This is a genomic window from Sporosarcina saromensis (assembly GCF_033253735.1).
GTDB lineage: Bacteria > Bacillota > Bacilli > Bacillales_A > Planococcaceae > Sporosarcina > Sporosarcina saromensis.
This window is the reverse complement of record NZ_JAUBDI010000011.1, coordinates 77777-94354: the sequence shown is the minus strand read 5'-3', so window position 1 is coordinate 94354 and position 16578 is coordinate 77777. Positions and strand designations below refer to the sequence as shown.

Here is a 16578-nt window from a genome sequence, read left to right as displayed (position 1 = left end):
AACCCGCTTAAACCGAACAGCATCGGCAAGCGGGTTTCGTGTCAGTGCTTCTCTTCTACATCTAAAATCGTGCCATCATCAAAATACACTTCTAAGTCAAACTCCGTATACGTATCCACGCCGAACCACTCCAACAGCTTATCAATCGCTTCCTGCTTGGAAGTATCTTTCGTGAAAAGGATATCAATAAACATCTCATCCAACTTCACCATCGCCTCATCATCTTTCAAGTCAATACCGGCCAACTGATTTTTATAAATGGTCTCCATATTGCGATCCATCTTATACTTCGCCTCAATCATATCATGCCCATCCACCTCAATCTCGAGCTCAAACTGATCAAAGCCATACCCATTCCCCGTCTCCAACGAACCGCCTTCCTTCTCATTCTCATGCAAAACGGTCGCATCCTCCCGGTTCCGATCATCCGGATCCTTCCCAAACCCACAAGCCCCTAACACGAGCAACGCAAAAACCAACACTGCGCCATACTTCACTATGTTCTTCATGTAAGCAACCTCCCAAAGTAATCTCTCCTCAGTATTTTCCTTCCCGTTTGAAAATTAAACCCAACACCTCAAGACCTTTTTGGGGAATCGCGAATGAAAGAAGGCGGGGAAGTTAATTTGAATCCGCATGTATGGGCTCAATGAAAGTAGAGTGCATGCATCTTCATGAATTTTGTTAATGTGGGAATCGGTTTAGTATTGTGATACTGAGCGAGCATTGTGATACGTCGGCTATACGTTGTGATGCGACACGCAAACGTTGTGATACGCGGGGTTTACGTTGTGTTACGACGAGTAAGTGTAGTAATGAGTAACACCCTAACCATGCAAATCTAACTAAATGCTCTTAATCATCTCAAAGCACTTCTCACAGTGGAAGTTGAGAAAATAGTGTGTTTGATTCATGGAGAAAAAAGCAAAACAAAACCAACTAGCATGAAGCCAGTTGGTTCATTTACCATTTTACCCGATGGTCTTCCACACATCCGAGCATTTGGCGGATGCGGAGCGTAGAGCCATCTTGCAGCTGTACGGTGCCGTTAAAATAACCCACGTATTGATTCGCGATCCTTTTGACGTATTGGGCATTCAAGTTGGACGTTTGCTCAAAGAATGGTGTAAAGGAAAGATCCACTTGCGAAGTAAATTTTGTGCGAATGATCCAGGGTGTCATGAAATGTAGAGGGTCGGTCGTAAAAATCACATCTTCATGAATTTTTGTCATCCTTCCATCGACAAAGACTGCATTTTCCGTCATGCCAGTACCTTCTGTCCACTTTGCACCCAAATTCAATCCGATTCGACGTCCGCCTAACCGTTGAGAAGCCAAAGCCCAGTATCGTTCTGATTTCCGTGGCCATATACCGCGCCCGTAATCCAAAACGGCAAAACTATAATCTGGATTAAAATCATAGCGTCGGGACCCGATTTTTACAAAACCGGTAGTCGGCATGCTATGCATTTTGGCTGTGAATTGGAACAGATCTCGCTTCCGAGGAATGACAACATTCAAGGAATCATCTTGTTCGGGATGTTCGATATGCAAATCGGCATGCAGCACTTCATTATCAAAATCCTGAATGGTTACAGATAAGTGCGTTTCTCCTTGAATATGCACAAGTTGAACAGAAATCCGTTCGTTGATGAACTTCACGCTGCCAAGCACATCATCCGGCATTTTCACTTTCCGGCCAACGGGTAACACAACCTGCTTTTCATAGGAACGTTGTGTCTCGTAATCGAAAATAGAAACCAAACAGATTGCTGCATAATCAAAATGGCTGATGGACGCAGAAAATAGAAGGTCCTCACCGAACACACACCAATAATTCCACTTCTTTTTGCGCATGAAATGTCCCTTCAAATTACTCTCTACAAAAGGACGTCGAGCGAAGCCGATTGCTTCAGGATTCAACATTCCTTTCTTATCGCAGAGTGTAACAGGACCTGTAATTTCCCTTTCAGCATGTTGCAAGGAGAAAGCCCCCAATCTATTGTCTTTTACAACTGTCATTGTTATAATTTATAGTATAGCAGATAGTCGGGGCATTAGCTCAGCTGGGAGAGTGTCACGCTGGCAGTGTGAAGGTCACCGGTTCGAACCCGGTATGCTCCATAAGTAATAACATTGATAGGACGGCGTTTCTTGAAGGTTCCAAGCGAATCTTTAAAAGAAACGCTATTTTTATGCCGACATTTTGCCGACTAAACAGAAAAACAAGCTTGCTTTGAATAAAGTTAAATGTATTTTTTTTTCTTCATTTCAACTCTTTTTAAGAATAGAATCAAATTTATCTGTTGCGGCTTTATCGGCTACTCTCAAAGCGTGTCCGTATGTATTCATGTCGATTTTAATATCTGAGTGTCCAAGTCGTTCTGAGCTTATTTTCGGGTGGACTCCTGGACTGCTCCATGTGCAGCAGAAGGTGTATTGAGATATGTTAAACGATAATTTTATAAAATGCTTGGGAATACGTTTTCTTACATTTATAAGATGAATGAATATAACTCCCGTTAAGTCGTCGTTTTTCACATTACAATCGGAGCATAATGTACAACAGAAAGGTCCTATTACCAAAGTTTCTCTAATGGGCGAACTATGTTACCATCATATAAAATTCATCAACTAACAAGAATTGTTATACAAAAGTCATGTTTGAACATCGTTTTTCAAACATGATATTTATAAGAAATAGGAGCTGTATTAATGCATTTTATTATCAGACAAGAACAGGAAAGCGATTATGAATTAACTGAGAAGGTCGTAGAAACCGCATTTGCATCTGCAATTCAAAGTGATCGAAATGAGCATAAATTGGTTTCACGAATCAGACAAATCGATTCATTTATTCCAGAGTTATCCTTGGTAGCTGTTGACGAAGAAAACAATAAAATATTGGGGCATATTCTTTTATCTAAAGTGTTCATTAGTGATGCCAACAATCAAAAAACGGCGTCACTTGCACTCGCACCTGTTTCAGTTTTACCTGAATACCAAAACAAAGGTATTGGAAAGTCATTAATCCGAAAGGCATTAGAAGTGGCGAAAAAGCTTGAATTCCAGTCAGTATTAGTACTAGGTCATCCCGAATATTATCCGAAATTCGGTTTTAAGAAGTCATCCTTATGGCAAATTAAAGCACCGTTTGAAGTGCCAGAAGAAGCTTTAATGGCTATTGAATTACTGGAAGGCTCTCTTGATCATGCAGCTGGTATTATTGAATATCCAAGTGTCTTTTTTGAGTGAAAATTTTACAACTACACTTGTTAGTTTTGCAACAAGTGTAGTCGAACTAATTTATTAGATACCATAAGGTTTATAAGGTATTGGGTACAACAGGATCGATCTGAATAGCCTTCTTATCTGGAAAACTCTCCGCATAAATTGGGTATTGTTTAGAATGTGAAAGATTAGATAGAACGTATACATTAACGTTCAGATTGTTGGTTTTTTCTCTAGTTCTTGCTGGGTCTAAATAATAGTCCGTTTTTACCGATAATAACTACTAGCTAGTATAGGTTTAAAGGAGCGTCTATTATGATTCAACAAGAACTTTTAAAGTCCATTAATAAATGTATGGATGATTTAGATTTTATTACTGCCAGAAAATACATGGAAGAGAATATGGAGATGCTAAAAGAGAATAAACATCATCTTAGAAGGAATGCGAGGGAACTATTCAATTTTCTCATTAACAATACAGCTGAACCCATTACTCGACGAGAAATGAATATAATTTACTCAATTAACAGTTATGCTTCTAACTTTAATGTTAGAGGATTGAAGATGTTGATAAAAGACAATGTGGATTTAATGCTAAGAGAAGAAATTATTTCTTATCTTAATGAGGACGCAAAAACAATTTTAGAAAGCATGCAAGTAATAAATAAGTCATAAGTACACGAACGCCTATAAAGGGCGTTTTTTGTTTGACCAAAGAGAAAGTTTGAGTTTATCCACTCTCCGTGGAAAATATTTGAAGTTTGAAAGAAGGACTATATATATAAATGGCGAATAGAGGAGAATAGGGAAGAACACAGCAAGAATTTCTATAAACAAAATAAATGGAGGGGGAACAGCGTGAAAAAGTTTTTACTATCCAGTTTACTATTGATTTTGGTTTTATCTGGTCTGAATTTTTCTAAAGGAGAAGCGGCAAGCGTAGTCTTCTCTGATGTGCCGACATCACATGGTTTTTATCAAGAGATTTCATATTTGCTAGACAAGGGTGTTGTCAGTGCAAGTAAGATATATGGCGTGAACGAACGGGTAACGCGGGCAGAAGTAGCCGTTATGGTTTCCAAATCTGTGGGGTTGGATGGAACTAAGCGAGCGACAAAATTCAAAGACGTACCAACAGATCATAATGCTTCTGGTTATATTAATTCGGCTGTAAAAGCTGGAATCATTTCAGGTTATTCAGATGGAACTTTTCGACCGGACGAATTGGTAGACCGTGGTCAAATGGCAATCTTTTTAGCGCGAGCATTTAATCTAAGCGTTGAATCTCCTACCGGTTTCAAAGATATGTCACCTTCCGTTGCGTCGTATTCATCTGTTAAAAAAATCATCCAAGCTAGAATCACGACAGGCTTCGCAGATCATACATTCAGACCTGCTGAAAAACTAACAAAAGGGCAAATATCAGCTTTTCTTGCGCGTGCAATGCAAGGAGGACAACCAACTCAACCTACAACGCCTGCTATACCTAAGCCAGAGCCACAGCCGGATTTAAGTTCGGGTACGTATGTCATCCCGGATGCCCCAACAACATTTGCTAACTGTACAGCAATGCGTGTGTATTATCCATATGGTGTTCGTCTAGGTCACCCGGCTTATGCTGAGAAACATGATCGGGACAATGACGGATGGGCTTGTGAGAAGTAAACAATCGTAGAAGAAAAACAAATTCACTAACTATGTGAAAGCCAACAGTTCAAACCGTACGCTTCATAGAAGGAACCTTCTCAAGTTAAGTTTGGTAAGGTTCTTTTTAGTCTCTTTACTTAGCCAAAGGGGGATGGAAAATTGGAAGGGATATTGTTTTATATAAGGAATGAATTCGGTAAACAATTGTATGAGATTTTCGAGGGCGTTGTAGACCCATCTTGGTATTGGTCAGTTGCTCCGGAAGAAGCGTATTTTGCTGATCCAGTAAGTGGACTCGGTGCTCCTTTTTTTGGAGAAAAAGATGCGATCATGGATGGATCGACATTTATGAATCATATTTCTAGTGAAGACTACCTGTTAATTTTCGCCGACATAAAAGCATTTCCTTCATTAGAAAGCGTGGTAGAAATTACGGATGAAAAAGAGTTCATGGAGAGTACCTGCAAACTGGGGTTAATCGTCAGTGATTCAGCACAAGTAATTGTCTACTCTCGGGATAAACAACTCCTTTTGAATATTGTTGACCGAGCAAAATCTGTGGGCTATGAAGGCATTAAGTTTATGGAGAGAGAAAATCTAATTGCCGCTGTATGGGGATGGCTGCCGAAAGATTGAGCGAGAAAAATTATGGTGAATAGCATATGGATCGTTTATTTAGCTAGTTATCTACTAGATGGGATGCTCCGCTAACCGGAGAACTATCTAATTGCTTTTTGCTATGAGTGATAAAATTAATTCCAACTCAATTTAATTTTATTCGAGGCTTGATAAATCGAGGGGTCACATCGGAAGAAGCACAGAAGCAATATGAAGCCGAGCTTCTTTTTTCTCAAGTATTTAACATAAATTCCGCGTTGGTTTGTGCTCCAAACATGAAGATTACTTTTGGGGATATTGTGAGTGGTCTTACTGATTCACATATGGAGTAAGAGCGCGCTGTCTTTCAATAGTGCGCAATCTTTTAGCAAGAGAAGGTCGTCTTTTGGCGATCTTTTTTTTGTGCAAATCTTCTTCGTGTAATCCATTGCATCAAGGTTAAACTTGCTCATTCACTAAAAACTTCAGCCAAATATGTCACCGATTCCACAAAGCCGGCACGATTCAGTAGTGAATAAATACTATAGCAGTATAGTGAAAGATTACAGTCTTTCATTTAGTAAATCAAAAGGATGGAAGGAGTTGAAGCAATGCAGTTTGTGAAGCCATGCGAAGGCTATATTACGAGTCTTTATAGTAGTGCGCGTTTGGATCCGGTAACGAACAAAGGTGTGAGACCGCATTGGGGAATTGACTACGGATCGGCGACGAATAATAAAATCTGGGCAGCGGCTAGTGGCTATGTTCGCTATATTGGGTGGGGACATGCCACTGCGGGCAATTATATTGTCATACGACACCCAAATGGATGGGAGACCGCGTATTTGCATTTACAGACAATAGCCGTATCGACCAAACAATACGTTTCTCAAAGTCAGTACATTGGCATGAAAGGAAGCACTGGGAATTCAACGGGTGTTCATCTGCACTTTGAAATGAGTAAAGGGACGTGGCCGGGTGGTTATGCCAATCACGTGAACCCTGCTCTATATATCATCGATTCTACAGTTAAGGTTGTGCAAGATCAGTTAAATCGATTGGGCTATCAATTGGTGGTGGATGGCCTTCAAGGGGATCGTACAACGAAAGCCGTGATGGATTATCAGAAGAGCAGGTCATTGCCTGTAAATGGTGTGGCAGACCATTTGACGAGATTAAAGCTGACAAAAGAAATCGCTGAAAGAGAGAAGCCGTCGCCACCGATTGTACTGCCGATAGGGAAGGAGGAGATCATGTTGGAACTCAACCAACGTCAACGAGAAGAATTGGCGAATGTGTATCAATATGCACGAGAGCTTGGCGTATTTTCTTCTGATGAACATGAGAAAGAAATGAGAGAGGGGAAAATGACGGTGTCCAAAGCCATTTACTTAAACGGGTTAATTGCTGGAGCTGCACTTGCAGATGGGAAAAGAATAGGTGGATAAAAAAGTGCGCTTCAAAATAGTACGATAGTGTCTAGAAGTCATCCTACTCTCCTTCCTATACGAACTCGAACAAACGCTTTTGTAATGAATAAATTAGCTAGCACATACTTCATACTACAAGTTAGAGTAATGTACAAGTCATGCTTTTTAATGTTAAAATAACCACAGCAGTTTGAAAAGGAGATGGAACAATGGGTAAATTAGAAGAAAAAGTTGTTATCATTACCGGCGGAGCTGGTGGGATTGGTAGCGGCATGGCAACAGCAATGGCGAAAGAAGGCGCAATAATTGCGATTGTCGATTTGAATGAAGAAGCCGGTGAAAAGACGGTCGCTGAATTACAAACGATTTCTCCAAAGTCCACATTCATTCAAGCAAATTTAATGGATCACCAAAACTTAGGTAAAATTGTTGAGAAAGTGATTGATCAATACGGTAAGTTGGATGTGTTAGTGAATAATGCGCATGCATCTAAGCAAATGACGATTGAAGATGCAACGCAAGCAGACCTTGACTTATCATTCGGTACAGGATTCTATCCGACGTTCTACTTGATGCAAGCGGCACTTCCATACTTAAAAGAAACAAAAGGGAATATCATCAATTTCGCGTCAGGAGCAGGCCTTGCAGGACATGAGACACAAGGTGTTTACGCGGCTGCGAAAGAAGCGATCCGTGGCTTGTCTCGCGTAGCGGCAAATGAGTGGGGCAGATTTGGCATTAACGTCAACATTATTAGCCCGATTGCAAACACACCAGGCGTTGAAGCTTGGGCGAAAGCGCAGCCTGAGTATTACGAAGCGGTACGAAGTAAAATTCCATTGGGTCGTTTCGGTGATATTGAACAAGACATCGGTCGTGTCGCAGTATTCTTAGCATCCGAAGACTCCCAATACATTACAGGACAAACGATCATGGTTGACGGTGGGTCAATCATGTTGCGATAAGCTGTCGATTAGCCTGTGCAAGAAGAAGATCCGTGCAAACGGGTCTTTTTTTGCATGGGCTCACATGTATGTTCATACGCTGTTAGTAGGGGGTGGTAGGCATATGTACAATCGAGAGGCTGCGGTTCGGTATGCGGATGAATGGTGGAATGGTCGCAATCCGGCATTTCCGTCGTTCGATGTGGATTGTACGAATTATATTTCGCAATGTTTACTCGCTGGAGGTGCTCCGATGTACGGGCAGCCAAATCGAGAGCGTGGCTGGTGGTTACAACGTGGGAACAGAAATTGGAGTTTCAGTTGGGCGGTCGCTCATTCGATGCGTTGGTATTTAGCAGGCTCCAAAAAAGGGTTAACAGCTAAACAAGTCAGTTCGGCGGAGAAGTTGGATCTTGGAGATGTCATTTGCTACGATTTCCAAGGAGACGGTCGTTTTGATCATACAACGATTGTGACGGCGAAAATGGGGAATGTTCCACTCGTCAATGCACATACGTATGACGCGTTTCATCGGACATGGGACTACAAAGACTCCTATGCATACTCCCCAAATGCCAAGTACGTTTTCTTTAAAATAAACGACCAGTTTTCATAATGAAAAGACGGATACCTCAACAGGCATCCGTCTTATTTTAATACCACAATACCGCAAGCGTTCCTTCTCCTGCATGTACTGCGAGCGTGGAACTGATATCCCCGATAACGACTTCGAGTTGAGGCGCTTTTTCTTGAATCATTTGTTTTAACTGGTTTGCTTGTTCTAATACATTTCCTTGCATAAGATAAATTTTTCCTTGGCCGGAAGGATGCGCTTCGATCACTTTATCGACTAAGTATTGAAGCGCTTTCTTTTCGGAACGGACCTTGTCAGTTGCTTCTAGTTTCCCTTCAGACGTAATTTGAATGACCGGTTTGACTTTAAGCAAACTTCCGAGGAAGAACTGTACGCCATTCATGCGTCCGCCTTTGTACAACTGCTCGAGTTGTCCCATGAGGATGTAGTTATTCAATGTTCCTGCCATCTTGTCGAGTTGTGCTTTAATGTCTTCGACAGAAGCGCCGTCTTCGTATAACTCCATTCCTTTTTCCAACAATCCAGTAATACCGTAAGAGAGGGAAAGAGAATCGACAAATGTTATCGGGAAATCTGCAATTCCTGCCCCTGCGATAGATGAAGCCAATGTTCCGCTCAATTCGCTCGATAAATGCACGGCTATTGCCTGTTCATAGTTTTCCGCGATTTCCTTAAACTTTTCCGCGAATTCTCCAGCTGAAGGTTGAGAGGTTTTCGGGAACTCTGTTGCGTTTTTTATTTGCTCGTATAACTCTGCAGAAGTAAGGTCAACTCCGTCGATAAATTGCTTTTCCCCGAAATGTATATTTAACGGGATTACATAAAAATCAGGGTGTTGCTTCAATTCTTCTGGTATAAATGCAGTGCTGTCAGTTATCCATGCTAATGGTTTTTTTGTCATTACGTCAGCCATCCTTTTCGAAACTTTCACTTCTTTCATTACTATACTACAGAAAGTAATTTCATGAAATAGTATTTGGGCATTTTGGTAGAGAAAATCCTAATCGTCCCTTACATTTCCACGAAACTTCAAATCATGTATAATGGTGAATAGTATGTTTTAAAGGAGAGTTCTTATTATGAATGAACAAGCATTGTCGATTAGGGATGCAATTGTTAACCGTCGTTCGATTAAAAACTTTAACGGTCAGCCGGTTGATCTCGAAAATATAACAAGTATTTTAGAGAATGCAATTTGGGCACCGACTCATGGATTGCGCAACCCGTGGCGCTTCATCGTCGCTGCGAATAAACAATATGCCAAAGTGTTAGATGTGCTGAAAGAATACGGAGTGCCAAAGTGGAAAGAGCTTTCGGATGAGGACTTAGAAAAACAGATGAAGAAGTTTAGCGCAGCCGGAGCGGTCGTTTTCGTCATCGTTCAAGAAGATGCGCGTCAAAAAGAGCGTCTTGAAGATTTTGCGGCAGCAAGCGCACTTGTTCAAAACGCAATGCTTCTTGCGTGGGATCAAGGAATCGGTACGTGCTGGAAAACACCACCTTTCTTGGACAACCCGAAATTCCGCGAAGAGCTCGGTGTAAAGCCGGGGGAACGGATCATGAGCATGTTGCAATTCGGGTATTTTGATGAAATTCCTAAACCCCGCACACGTACACCACTAGAAGAAATCGTTACCTATTATGGAATGGAAGATGAAGAGACTAGCGTTGAAGTAGAACAATAAGTGTAAAAGCCGCGTGCAGACAAGTTGCAATTCACTTGCTGGCACGCGGTTTTAGTTAATTCAAGAAAAGTCTTATTTTGTTAACGCGTCTTTTGAGAATTGTGCGAGCTCGCAATAGTAATCCCCAATCACACGAAGTCCTTTATCGAAGTTCTCTAAATGGAAGTGCTCGTTTGGTGCATGGAAGTTCTCGCTTGCAAGTCCGAAGCCCATGAGCACGACAGGCAAGTTAAGAATTTCGTCAAATGCAGCAACGATTGGAATCGAGCCACCCATGCGTGTGAATGCAGTTGGGACGTTGTACACTTTTTCGTAAGACTTGCCTGCTGCTTGAATTGCAGGATGGTCGAATGGTGTGATGAAGGGCTTTCCTTTATCGAATTCACTTACCGTTACGGTTACGCCTGCAGGCTTATGTGCTTCGATATGGGCTCTTAGTTTTCTCACGATATCTTCAGGATCTTGGTCAGGAACGAGCCGGCATGTGATTTTTGCCCCCGCTTCGGATGGTAAAACCGTTTTAATGCCTTCGCCTGCAAATCCACCAAATACGCCATTTACTTCAAGTGTAGGGCGAGTCCACGTTTGCTCTAAATACGAATAGCCTTTTTCTCCGAATAATGCTTCCACGCCAATTTCTTGCTTAAGTGCCTCTTCGTCGAAATTAAGAGCTTGATACGCTGCACGTTCTTCATCCGCTAACGGCCGTACATCCTCGTAAAAGCCATCGACTGCAATCGTGCCTTCTTTGTCATGGAAAGACGCGAGTATTTCAGAAATGGCGTGAATCGGATTTTGCACACCACCACCGTAAAGCCCTGAATGCAAGTCGCCCTTTGCACCTTTAACATCAATCTGTACACCGGCTAAACCGCGTAACCCGTAGCAAATTGCAGGTTTGCCAGGACCGTACATGCCTGTATCAGAAATAACGATGATGTCCGCAGCCAATTTCTCTTTGTTTTCTTCAATATATTTTTCGAGGTTCGGACTACCGACTTCTTCTTCACCTTCAATAATGAATTTAATATTCACTGGCAAGCTACCGTTTTCATGCATTAACGCTTCAACTGCTTTAATATGCATGAACACTTGGCCTTTATCATCGCTCGCTCCACGTGCATATAATTTATTGTCGCGGATTTCGGGGTCAAAAGGACCGCTTTCCCAAAGATGCAACGGGTCAACCGGTTGGACATCATAATGTCCGTAGAAGAGAATTGTCGGTTTGCCTTCCGCATGAAGCCAATCACCGTACACAACTGGATGACCATCAGTAGCGTCGATTGAAGTGTTTTCCAAGCCTGCTTGTTCGAATGAATGCTGTAACCATTCAGCTGCTTTTTGCATGTCCGCTTTGTGTTCAGACAGTGCACTAATGCTAGGAATGCGAAGGAAATCTGTTAATTGTTGCAAATGCTCATCCCTCTTAGATGTGAAGTACGTATCAAGTTGTTGGTATTGATCCACTCTAATCCCTCATTTCAATTATTATTTCGTGAATAGAAACAGTATAGCATGTAGAAAAGGATTCGAGTGATTCTAACGGACGAGTGACGGATAAGTATGTTATGATATGTAAAAGTTACTAAAAGAACAAGCTGTTGAAGACTAGAAAATCCTGGAGGAATTACTTTTGTTTATAGCACTAGGGTTCTTTTTATTCATGTCGTTCTTCCTGTCAGGAAGTGAAACGGCACTCACTGCAGTCAACCGAATGAAGGTACAACTTCGTGCCGAGCAAGGTGACCGCAAAGCAATTACCGTAAGAAACCTCATCGCGAAACCAGATCGTATGATTACGGCGATTCTAATTGGGAATAATATTGCCAATATTATGATGCCGACAATTGTTACGATGATTGCAATTGATAAGAATTTAAAAGTCGGTGTGTTGACGGGGATATTAACCGTCGTCCTCATTATCTTTGGTGAAGTCTTGCCGAAAACAATAGCAGCAACATTTGCAGACCGGGTCGCGTACATAGTAGCTCCAGTCATTACAATCCTTGTAAAAATACTTATTCCGTTAACGGCGCTACTTGCGATGTTTACAAATGTGTTTATCCGCATTATCTCAAAAGGGACTGTGACGGAAGCGACATTGACGAAGGAAGAGCTTCGTTCCATGGTAGATATTGCTTCGACGGAGGGAACATTTGAACAGGAAGAGTCGCAACGGTTAAAAGGCGTGCTTGATTTTCCTGAAAAAGATGTATCGGACGTTATGGAAACGCACCGTACAGATGTCATTGGTTTGCCAATTGACTCGACGTACGAAGAAGTGCGAGACACCATTCTCGAACACTTTTATACCCGTTATCCGATTTACGAGGAAAGCATTGACCGGATTGTCGGCGTGTTTTATTCTAAAATGCTCATTGAATGGTCAATCCATCCAGAAAAGAAGTTGTCCGAGTTGATGGATAACGAGCCGTTGTTTGTTGTTCAAACGGCTAGTGTTGAGAAAGTGTTCAAGTTGATGTTAGCAAAAAAGAAGCATATGGCAATTGTTTTGGATGAATACGGCGGCACGCTTGGCATTGTGACGCATGAAGACATCATTGAAGAAATGATTGGTCAGGATATCGAGGATGAAACAGACTTTGACGAAGAGGTGCTTGTCTATGAAAAAGACGAATCTGTACTTGTTTGTCACGGTCGACTGGAAATCGTGGATGTCATTGAAATGTTCGATGTAGAATTACCGTCAGACCATGAAACAATTGGCGGATTTGTCATGCAGGAACTCGGTCACGTACCTGAGCCTGGTGAGCGCTTTACATTCGAAAATCTGTTTTTTGAAATCATGGAAATGGATCGCAGTCGTATTGTAAAGATGAAGATTACGAAACGAACAGACGAAGAATAATAGATGAATCCTGTGAATTCGGTGAAAGCTGAGTTTGCGGGATTTTTTTGTACTATTGCTGAACAAGCGTCCTCCGCTTTTCAAGTGTCTAGCTCCGAGTGGCAGCTGCTCGGGTCGCTTCGGAAATGAAGCAAAAGGCAAAGAGCGCCTTTCGTTCATTTCTTCCGACATACAGGATGTGTTAGTGCCGACGTTGCCACAGGACGTGGCGTTCTTAGTCGGCCATCGCCTGTCGCAGCTAAACGCCACTCTCCGCTTTTCAGTGTCTAGCTCCGAGTGGCAGCTGCTCGGGTCATAAGTCATCCAACTACGTGGGAAGTGCACCCACTTCGTTGTTTGCCTTATGCCTGAGGCCTGCAGGATGCAGGTCATGCAGTCGTTGCCACACGATGTGGCGCTTTTAGACTGCGAACTACTAATGAACGCCACTCTCCGCTTTTCAGTGTCTAGCTCCGAGTGGCAGCTGCTCGGGTCGCTTCGGAAATGAAGCAAAAGGCAAAGAGCGCCTTTCGTTCATTTCCTCCATCGCCTGTCGCAGCTGAACGCCACTCTCCGCTTTTCATTACTTACATTTTTGTAAGTTAAGTGAAAGGGAAAGCGATAGATTGTAAGGAGGCTTTTGCTGATAATAAGGGTAACAGTTACAAAACGGAGGGCGTTACTGATGAAAATGGATTTAACAGAGCTGTATGAACAATACGGCCGCTATATATATCACTTATGTTTAAAATTGACACGTAATAAAGAAGAAGCGGAAGATCTCATGCAAGATGTGTGGGTGAAAGTTGTCCGTTACAGTGGAAAGATGGACAGTGTTGATCGTATGAAAGCTTGGTTGACAACGATTTGTATGAATACATTCCGCGATCGTTATCGTAAAGATGTGCGAAGAAGTAAGCACGTTATGAACCAACCTGATACATTGGACGTTCCGATTCTCGATTTGGTTCCCAGCGATAATCCGACGCCTGTCGAAATGATTGAGCAAAGTGACATTCAACGCATGGTGCAACAAAAGATTGGCGAGTTAGACGGGATTTATCGGACAACGATTGAGTATTTTTATGTCCATCAATACTCGTTAATTGAGATTGCAGAAATGATGAAAGTATCGATCGGAACCGTGAAATCCCGCTTGTTCCGCGCGAAAAAGTATTTAAAAGATTTAATGATGGATGATTCTTCAGTGCGGGAATATGTTATTGCGTAACGAAAAGTGTCGGCTTCATGCCGATGCTTTTTCTTTTTGGGCAATTTTATGCTTTTTTATGGAATGCGGCGTTTGCGGGAGTTATGCGGCGTTTTAGCCTATGTATGCCGCGTTTAAGAGAAGTATGCTTTGTCTGTCGGTTTTATTCCGTGTTTGGGGGATTTATGCGGTGTTTACCCGACTTATGCGGAAATCGTTTGATTGGCTAGAGTTGATTTGTACCGCGGGTGGAATTTGTTGAGGGGGTGTAGTCGCGCAGCAATGCTTTTGACAAATTAGGAGTTTTGAAGATAAGCAAAATGCGCCGTTTGCGGGATTTATGCGGCGTTTGCCTGACTTATGCGGAAATCGTTTGATTGGCTAGAGTTGATTTGTACCGCGGGCGGAATTTGTTGAGGGAGGTGTAGTCGCGTAGCAATGCTTTTGACAAATTAGGGGTTTGGTAGATATGCGAAATGAGCCGTTTGCGGGAGCTATGCGGCGTTTTAGCCTATGTATGCCGCGTTTGAGAGAAGTATGCGTTGTTTGGTGAATGTATGCGGCTATTGGCGTTTTTATGCGCTGTTTGCATGACTTATGCGGAAATCGTTTGATTGGCTAGAGTTGATTTGTACCGCGGGTGGAATTTGTTGAGGGGATTGAAGTCGCGCAGCAATGCTTTTGACTAATTTGGGTTGTACTTTCTTTATATTGCTAGTTTGCTAACTCCTGATTGTTGGGTATGAGTGGAGTAGAAAACGAGGTTGATGAATATGAAGAAGAGACGGAAGTGGGTACGGCCGAAGTGGTTTGTGTTAATGGGTGTTTTGTTGTTTTTATTCGTCTATGTCGGCGTCATCAGTTGGCATACATATAAGCCGTTGCCGAAAGGGCTTAACTATCAGGGTGATATCCACTGGACAGATGATGTGGAGATGTTTACGGACCTGACGTTTGCTCAAAACAAAGAAGGTGACGGCATGGTGCATGAGCTGACGATTTTCGACGAAATTTATAAGATGATTGAAGAGGCGGAGTCATTCATCGTGTTAGACTTTTTTCTAATGGATCATTATTCGGATGAAGATGTTGACTTTCCTAAAATTGCTCAGACGTTAACGGCGAAATTGGTGGAAAAGAAGGAAGCCCATCCTGACATGGAAATCATTTATATTACTGATCCGTTAAACACGGGATATGGATCATATGAGTCAAAATGGTTTGATGCATTAGAAGATGCAGGAATCGAAGTCGTCTATACGGAGTTGGATCCATTGCGGGATTCCACACCAATCTATTCCGGTTTGTATCGAACGATTTTTAAATGGGTCGATTTTGAGACAAAAGGATGGATTGATAACGCGATGGCGAGTGAAGCGCCTAAAATGACGTTGCATTCTTACATGGTGTTAATGAATGTGAAAGCGAATCACCGGAAAACAATTGTGACGGACAAGGAAGCATTGGTCACGTCGAGTAACCCGCATAACGCAAGCGGTTTCCATGGAAATGTAGCGATGAAGGTGTCCGGTCCAGTTATTAATGACATTCTTGAAGCAGAAGAGGCGGTTGTGAAATATACAAATGGCGGATCCTTGCCGCGTGTTGACGTGAAAGCGCCAGCTGACGGGGAATATGCAGTTCAATATTTGACGGAAAAGAAGATTCTTCAAGCATTAGTAGGAGACATTGCGACAGCGCAAGAAGGAGATACAATTCGAATGGGTATGTTTTTCATTGCCATGCCGGAAGTCGTTGAGGCAGTTGAGGATGCAGCGAACAGAGGCGTGAAAGTTGAAATGATTTTAGATCCGAATGAAAACTCATTTGGCAATGAAAAATCCGGACTTCCAAATCGTCCCGTTGTGCAGAAAATGATGGACGAAACGGACGGGAAAATTGACGTGCGTTGGTACAATACCGTTATTGGTCAATACCATACGAAACTTGTAACCGTACGGACAGCGCAGGATACGTATATTACAAATGGATCTGCCAATTTGACTGGAAGGACGTTGAACAATTACAACTTAGAAGCAAATTTGCGGATCATTGCACCGAATGACAGTGAACTTGTAAATGACATTGAGCAATACTTTGACCGGTTATGGAAAAATGAAGACGCGCTATATACGTTAGATCTGGAAGAATATCAAAGTGAATTTACATTTTTACAACGTGGCATTTATCAGTTGCAGGAAATGTTAAAACTGACGACATATTGAGTATTTTGCAGGGGAAACTTTAACGAATTAAAAGCGTGAAGCTCGGGTAAATGTCCGTTGCTTCACGCTTTCGTTTATGTTGGAATACGAGATACCGATTACTTGGACGAATTAATTTTTGCATGTACTCAATTCATCAAAAATCCGGTTACGTTTAGTCGGC

At 42.1% G+C, this 16578-nt stretch carries 15 protein-coding genes and 1 tRNA gene; 12 read left to right on the top strand and 4 right to left on the bottom strand.

Features of this window, described 5'->3' with window-relative positions; genetic code table 11:
- Positions 1 to 41: 41 nt before the first annotated feature.
- Positions 42 to 509 carry a YusW family protein gene (locus QT711_RS12335; protein WP_317944675.1) on the bottom strand — a complete coding sequence of 156 codons (468 nt, stop codon included), beginning with the start codon at positions 507 to 509 and terminating at the stop codon, positions 42 to 44.
- Positions 510 to 963: 454 nt separating this feature from the next.
- Complete coding sequence (locus QT711_RS12330) at positions 964 to 2022, bottom strand: DUF2804 domain-containing protein (RefSeq protein ID WP_317944673.1); 1059 nt, start codon at positions 2020 to 2022, stop codon at positions 964 to 966.
- Between the two features lie 29 nt (positions 2023 to 2051).
- Between QT711_RS12330 and QT711_RS12325 the strand changes: the two genes are divergently transcribed.
- From QT711_RS12325 to QT711_RS12290, 8 genes are all read left to right on the top strand, one after another.
- Positions 2052 to 2124 (top strand) — tRNA-Ala (locus tag QT711_RS12325).
- Between the two features lie 591 nt (positions 2125 to 2715).
- A complete protein-coding gene (locus QT711_RS12320) occupies positions 2716 to 3255 on the top strand; it encodes a GNAT family N-acetyltransferase (protein WP_317944671.1) in 540 nt (179 codons plus the stop codon).
- Between the two features lie 291 nt (positions 3256 to 3546).
- Complete coding sequence (locus tag QT711_RS12315) at positions 3547 to 3906, top strand: hypothetical protein (RefSeq protein WP_317944669.1); 360 nt, start codon at positions 3547 to 3549, stop codon at positions 3904 to 3906.
- A 183-nt stretch (positions 3907 to 4089) separates the two neighbouring features.
- Entirely contained in the window at positions 4090 to 4896 is an 807-nt protein-coding gene (locus tag QT711_RS12310) for an S-layer homology domain-containing protein (protein WP_317944667.1), read from the top strand.
- Positions 4897 to 5037: 141 nt separating this feature from the next.
- On the top strand, positions 5038 to 5514 hold the full coding sequence (locus QT711_RS12305; RefSeq protein WP_317944665.1) for a DUF2691 family protein: 477 nt from the start codon (positions 5038 to 5040) through the stop codon (positions 5512 to 5514).
- 554 nt (positions 5515 to 6068) lie between these two features.
- On the top strand, positions 6069 to 6923 hold the full coding sequence (locus QT711_RS12300; protein WP_317944663.1) for a peptidoglycan DD-metalloendopeptidase family protein: 855 nt from the start codon (positions 6069 to 6071) through the stop codon (positions 6921 to 6923).
- Between the two features lie 191 nt (positions 6924 to 7114).
- The gene (locus tag QT711_RS12295; protein ID WP_317944661.1) at positions 7115 to 7870 is read left to right on the top strand and encodes an SDR family NAD(P)-dependent oxidoreductase; all 756 of its coding nucleotides are present in this window, start codon (positions 7115 to 7117) and stop codon (positions 7868 to 7870) included.
- A 103-nt stretch (positions 7871 to 7973) separates the two neighbouring features.
- Entirely contained in the window at positions 7974 to 8465 is a 492-nt protein-coding gene (locus QT711_RS12290) for an amidase domain-containing protein (protein ID WP_317944659.1), read from the top strand.
- A 37-nt stretch (positions 8466 to 8502) separates the two neighbouring features.
- On the opposite strand, the gene QT711_RS12285 is transcribed toward QT711_RS12290, so the two are convergent.
- Positions 8503 to 9345, bottom strand: a complete 843-nt coding sequence (locus tag QT711_RS12285) for a DegV family protein (protein ID WP_317944657.1) — start codon at positions 9343 to 9345, stop codon at positions 8503 to 8505.
- 178 nt (positions 9346 to 9523) lie between these two features.
- Between QT711_RS12285 and QT711_RS12280 the strand changes: the two genes are divergently transcribed.
- Positions 9524 to 10129 (top strand): nitroreductase family protein, encoded by a 606-nt coding sequence (locus tag QT711_RS12280; protein ID WP_317944655.1) that lies wholly within the window; start codon positions 9524 to 9526, stop codon positions 10127 to 10129.
- Positions 10130 to 10201: 72 nt separating this feature from the next.
- On the opposite strand, the gene QT711_RS12275 is transcribed toward QT711_RS12280, so the two are convergent.
- Positions 10202 to 11599 (bottom strand): dipeptidase, encoded by a 1398-nt coding sequence (locus QT711_RS12275; protein WP_317944653.1) that lies wholly within the window; start codon positions 11597 to 11599, stop codon positions 10202 to 10204.
- A 166-nt stretch (positions 11600 to 11765) separates the two neighbouring features.
- Between QT711_RS12275 and QT711_RS12270 the strand changes: the two genes are divergently transcribed.
- The 3 genes from QT711_RS12270 to QT711_RS12260 all read left to right on the top strand — a co-directional run bounded on the left by QT711_RS12270 (position 11766) and on the right by QT711_RS12260 (position 16415).
- Entirely contained in the window at positions 11766 to 13001 is a 1236-nt protein-coding gene (locus tag QT711_RS12270) for a hemolysin family protein (protein ID WP_317944652.1), read from the top strand.
- 664 nt (positions 13002 to 13665) lie between these two features.
- On the top strand, positions 13666 to 14211 hold the full coding sequence (locus QT711_RS12265) for an RNA polymerase sigma factor (RefSeq protein WP_317944651.1): 546 nt from the start codon (positions 13666 to 13668) through the stop codon (positions 14209 to 14211).
- A gap of 752 nt (positions 14212 to 14963) precedes the next feature.
- On the top strand, positions 14964 to 16415 hold the full coding sequence (locus tag QT711_RS12260; RefSeq protein WP_317944650.1) for a phospholipase D-like domain-containing protein: 1452 nt from the start codon (positions 14964 to 14966) through the stop codon (positions 16413 to 16415).
- Positions 16416 to 16578: the final 163 nt, after the last annotated feature.

Coding starts and splice junctions, on each gene's coding strand:
- QT711_RS12335 (WP_317944675.1), bottom strand. CDS start 509: ATGAAGAACATAGTGAAGTATGGCGCAGTGTTGGTTTTTGCGTTGCTC.
- QT711_RS12330 (WP_317944673.1), bottom strand. CDS start 2,022: ATGACAGTTGTAAAAGACAATAGATTGGGGGCTTTCTCCTTGCAACAT.
- QT711_RS12320 (WP_317944671.1), top strand. CDS start 2,716: ATGCATTTTATTATCAGACAAGAACAGGAAAGCGATTATGAATTAACT.
- QT711_RS12315 (WP_317944669.1), top strand. CDS start 3,547: ATGATTCAACAAGAACTTTTAAAGTCCATTAATAAATGTATGGATGAT.
- QT711_RS12300 (WP_317944663.1), top strand. CDS start 6,069: ATGGAAGGAGTTGAAGCAATGCAGTTTGTGAAGCCATGCGAAGGCTAT.
- QT711_RS12295 (WP_317944661.1), top strand. CDS start 7,115: ATGGGTAAATTAGAAGAAAAAGTTGTTATCATTACCGGCGGAGCTGGT.
- QT711_RS12290 (WP_317944659.1), top strand. CDS start 7,974: ATGTACAATCGAGAGGCTGCGGTTCGGTATGCGGATGAATGGTGGAAT.
- QT711_RS12285 (WP_317944657.1), bottom strand. CDS start 9,345: ATGACAAAAAAACCATTAGCATGGATAACTGACAGCACTGCATTTATA.
- QT711_RS12280 (WP_317944655.1), top strand. CDS start 9,524: ATGAATGAACAAGCATTGTCGATTAGGGATGCAATTGTTAACCGTCGT.
- QT711_RS12265 (WP_317944651.1), top strand. CDS start 13,666: ATGAAAATGGATTTAACAGAGCTGTATGAACAATACGGCCGCTATATA.
- QT711_RS12260 (WP_317944650.1), top strand. CDS start 14,964: ATGAAGAAGAGACGGAAGTGGGTACGGCCGAAGTGGTTTGTGTTAATG.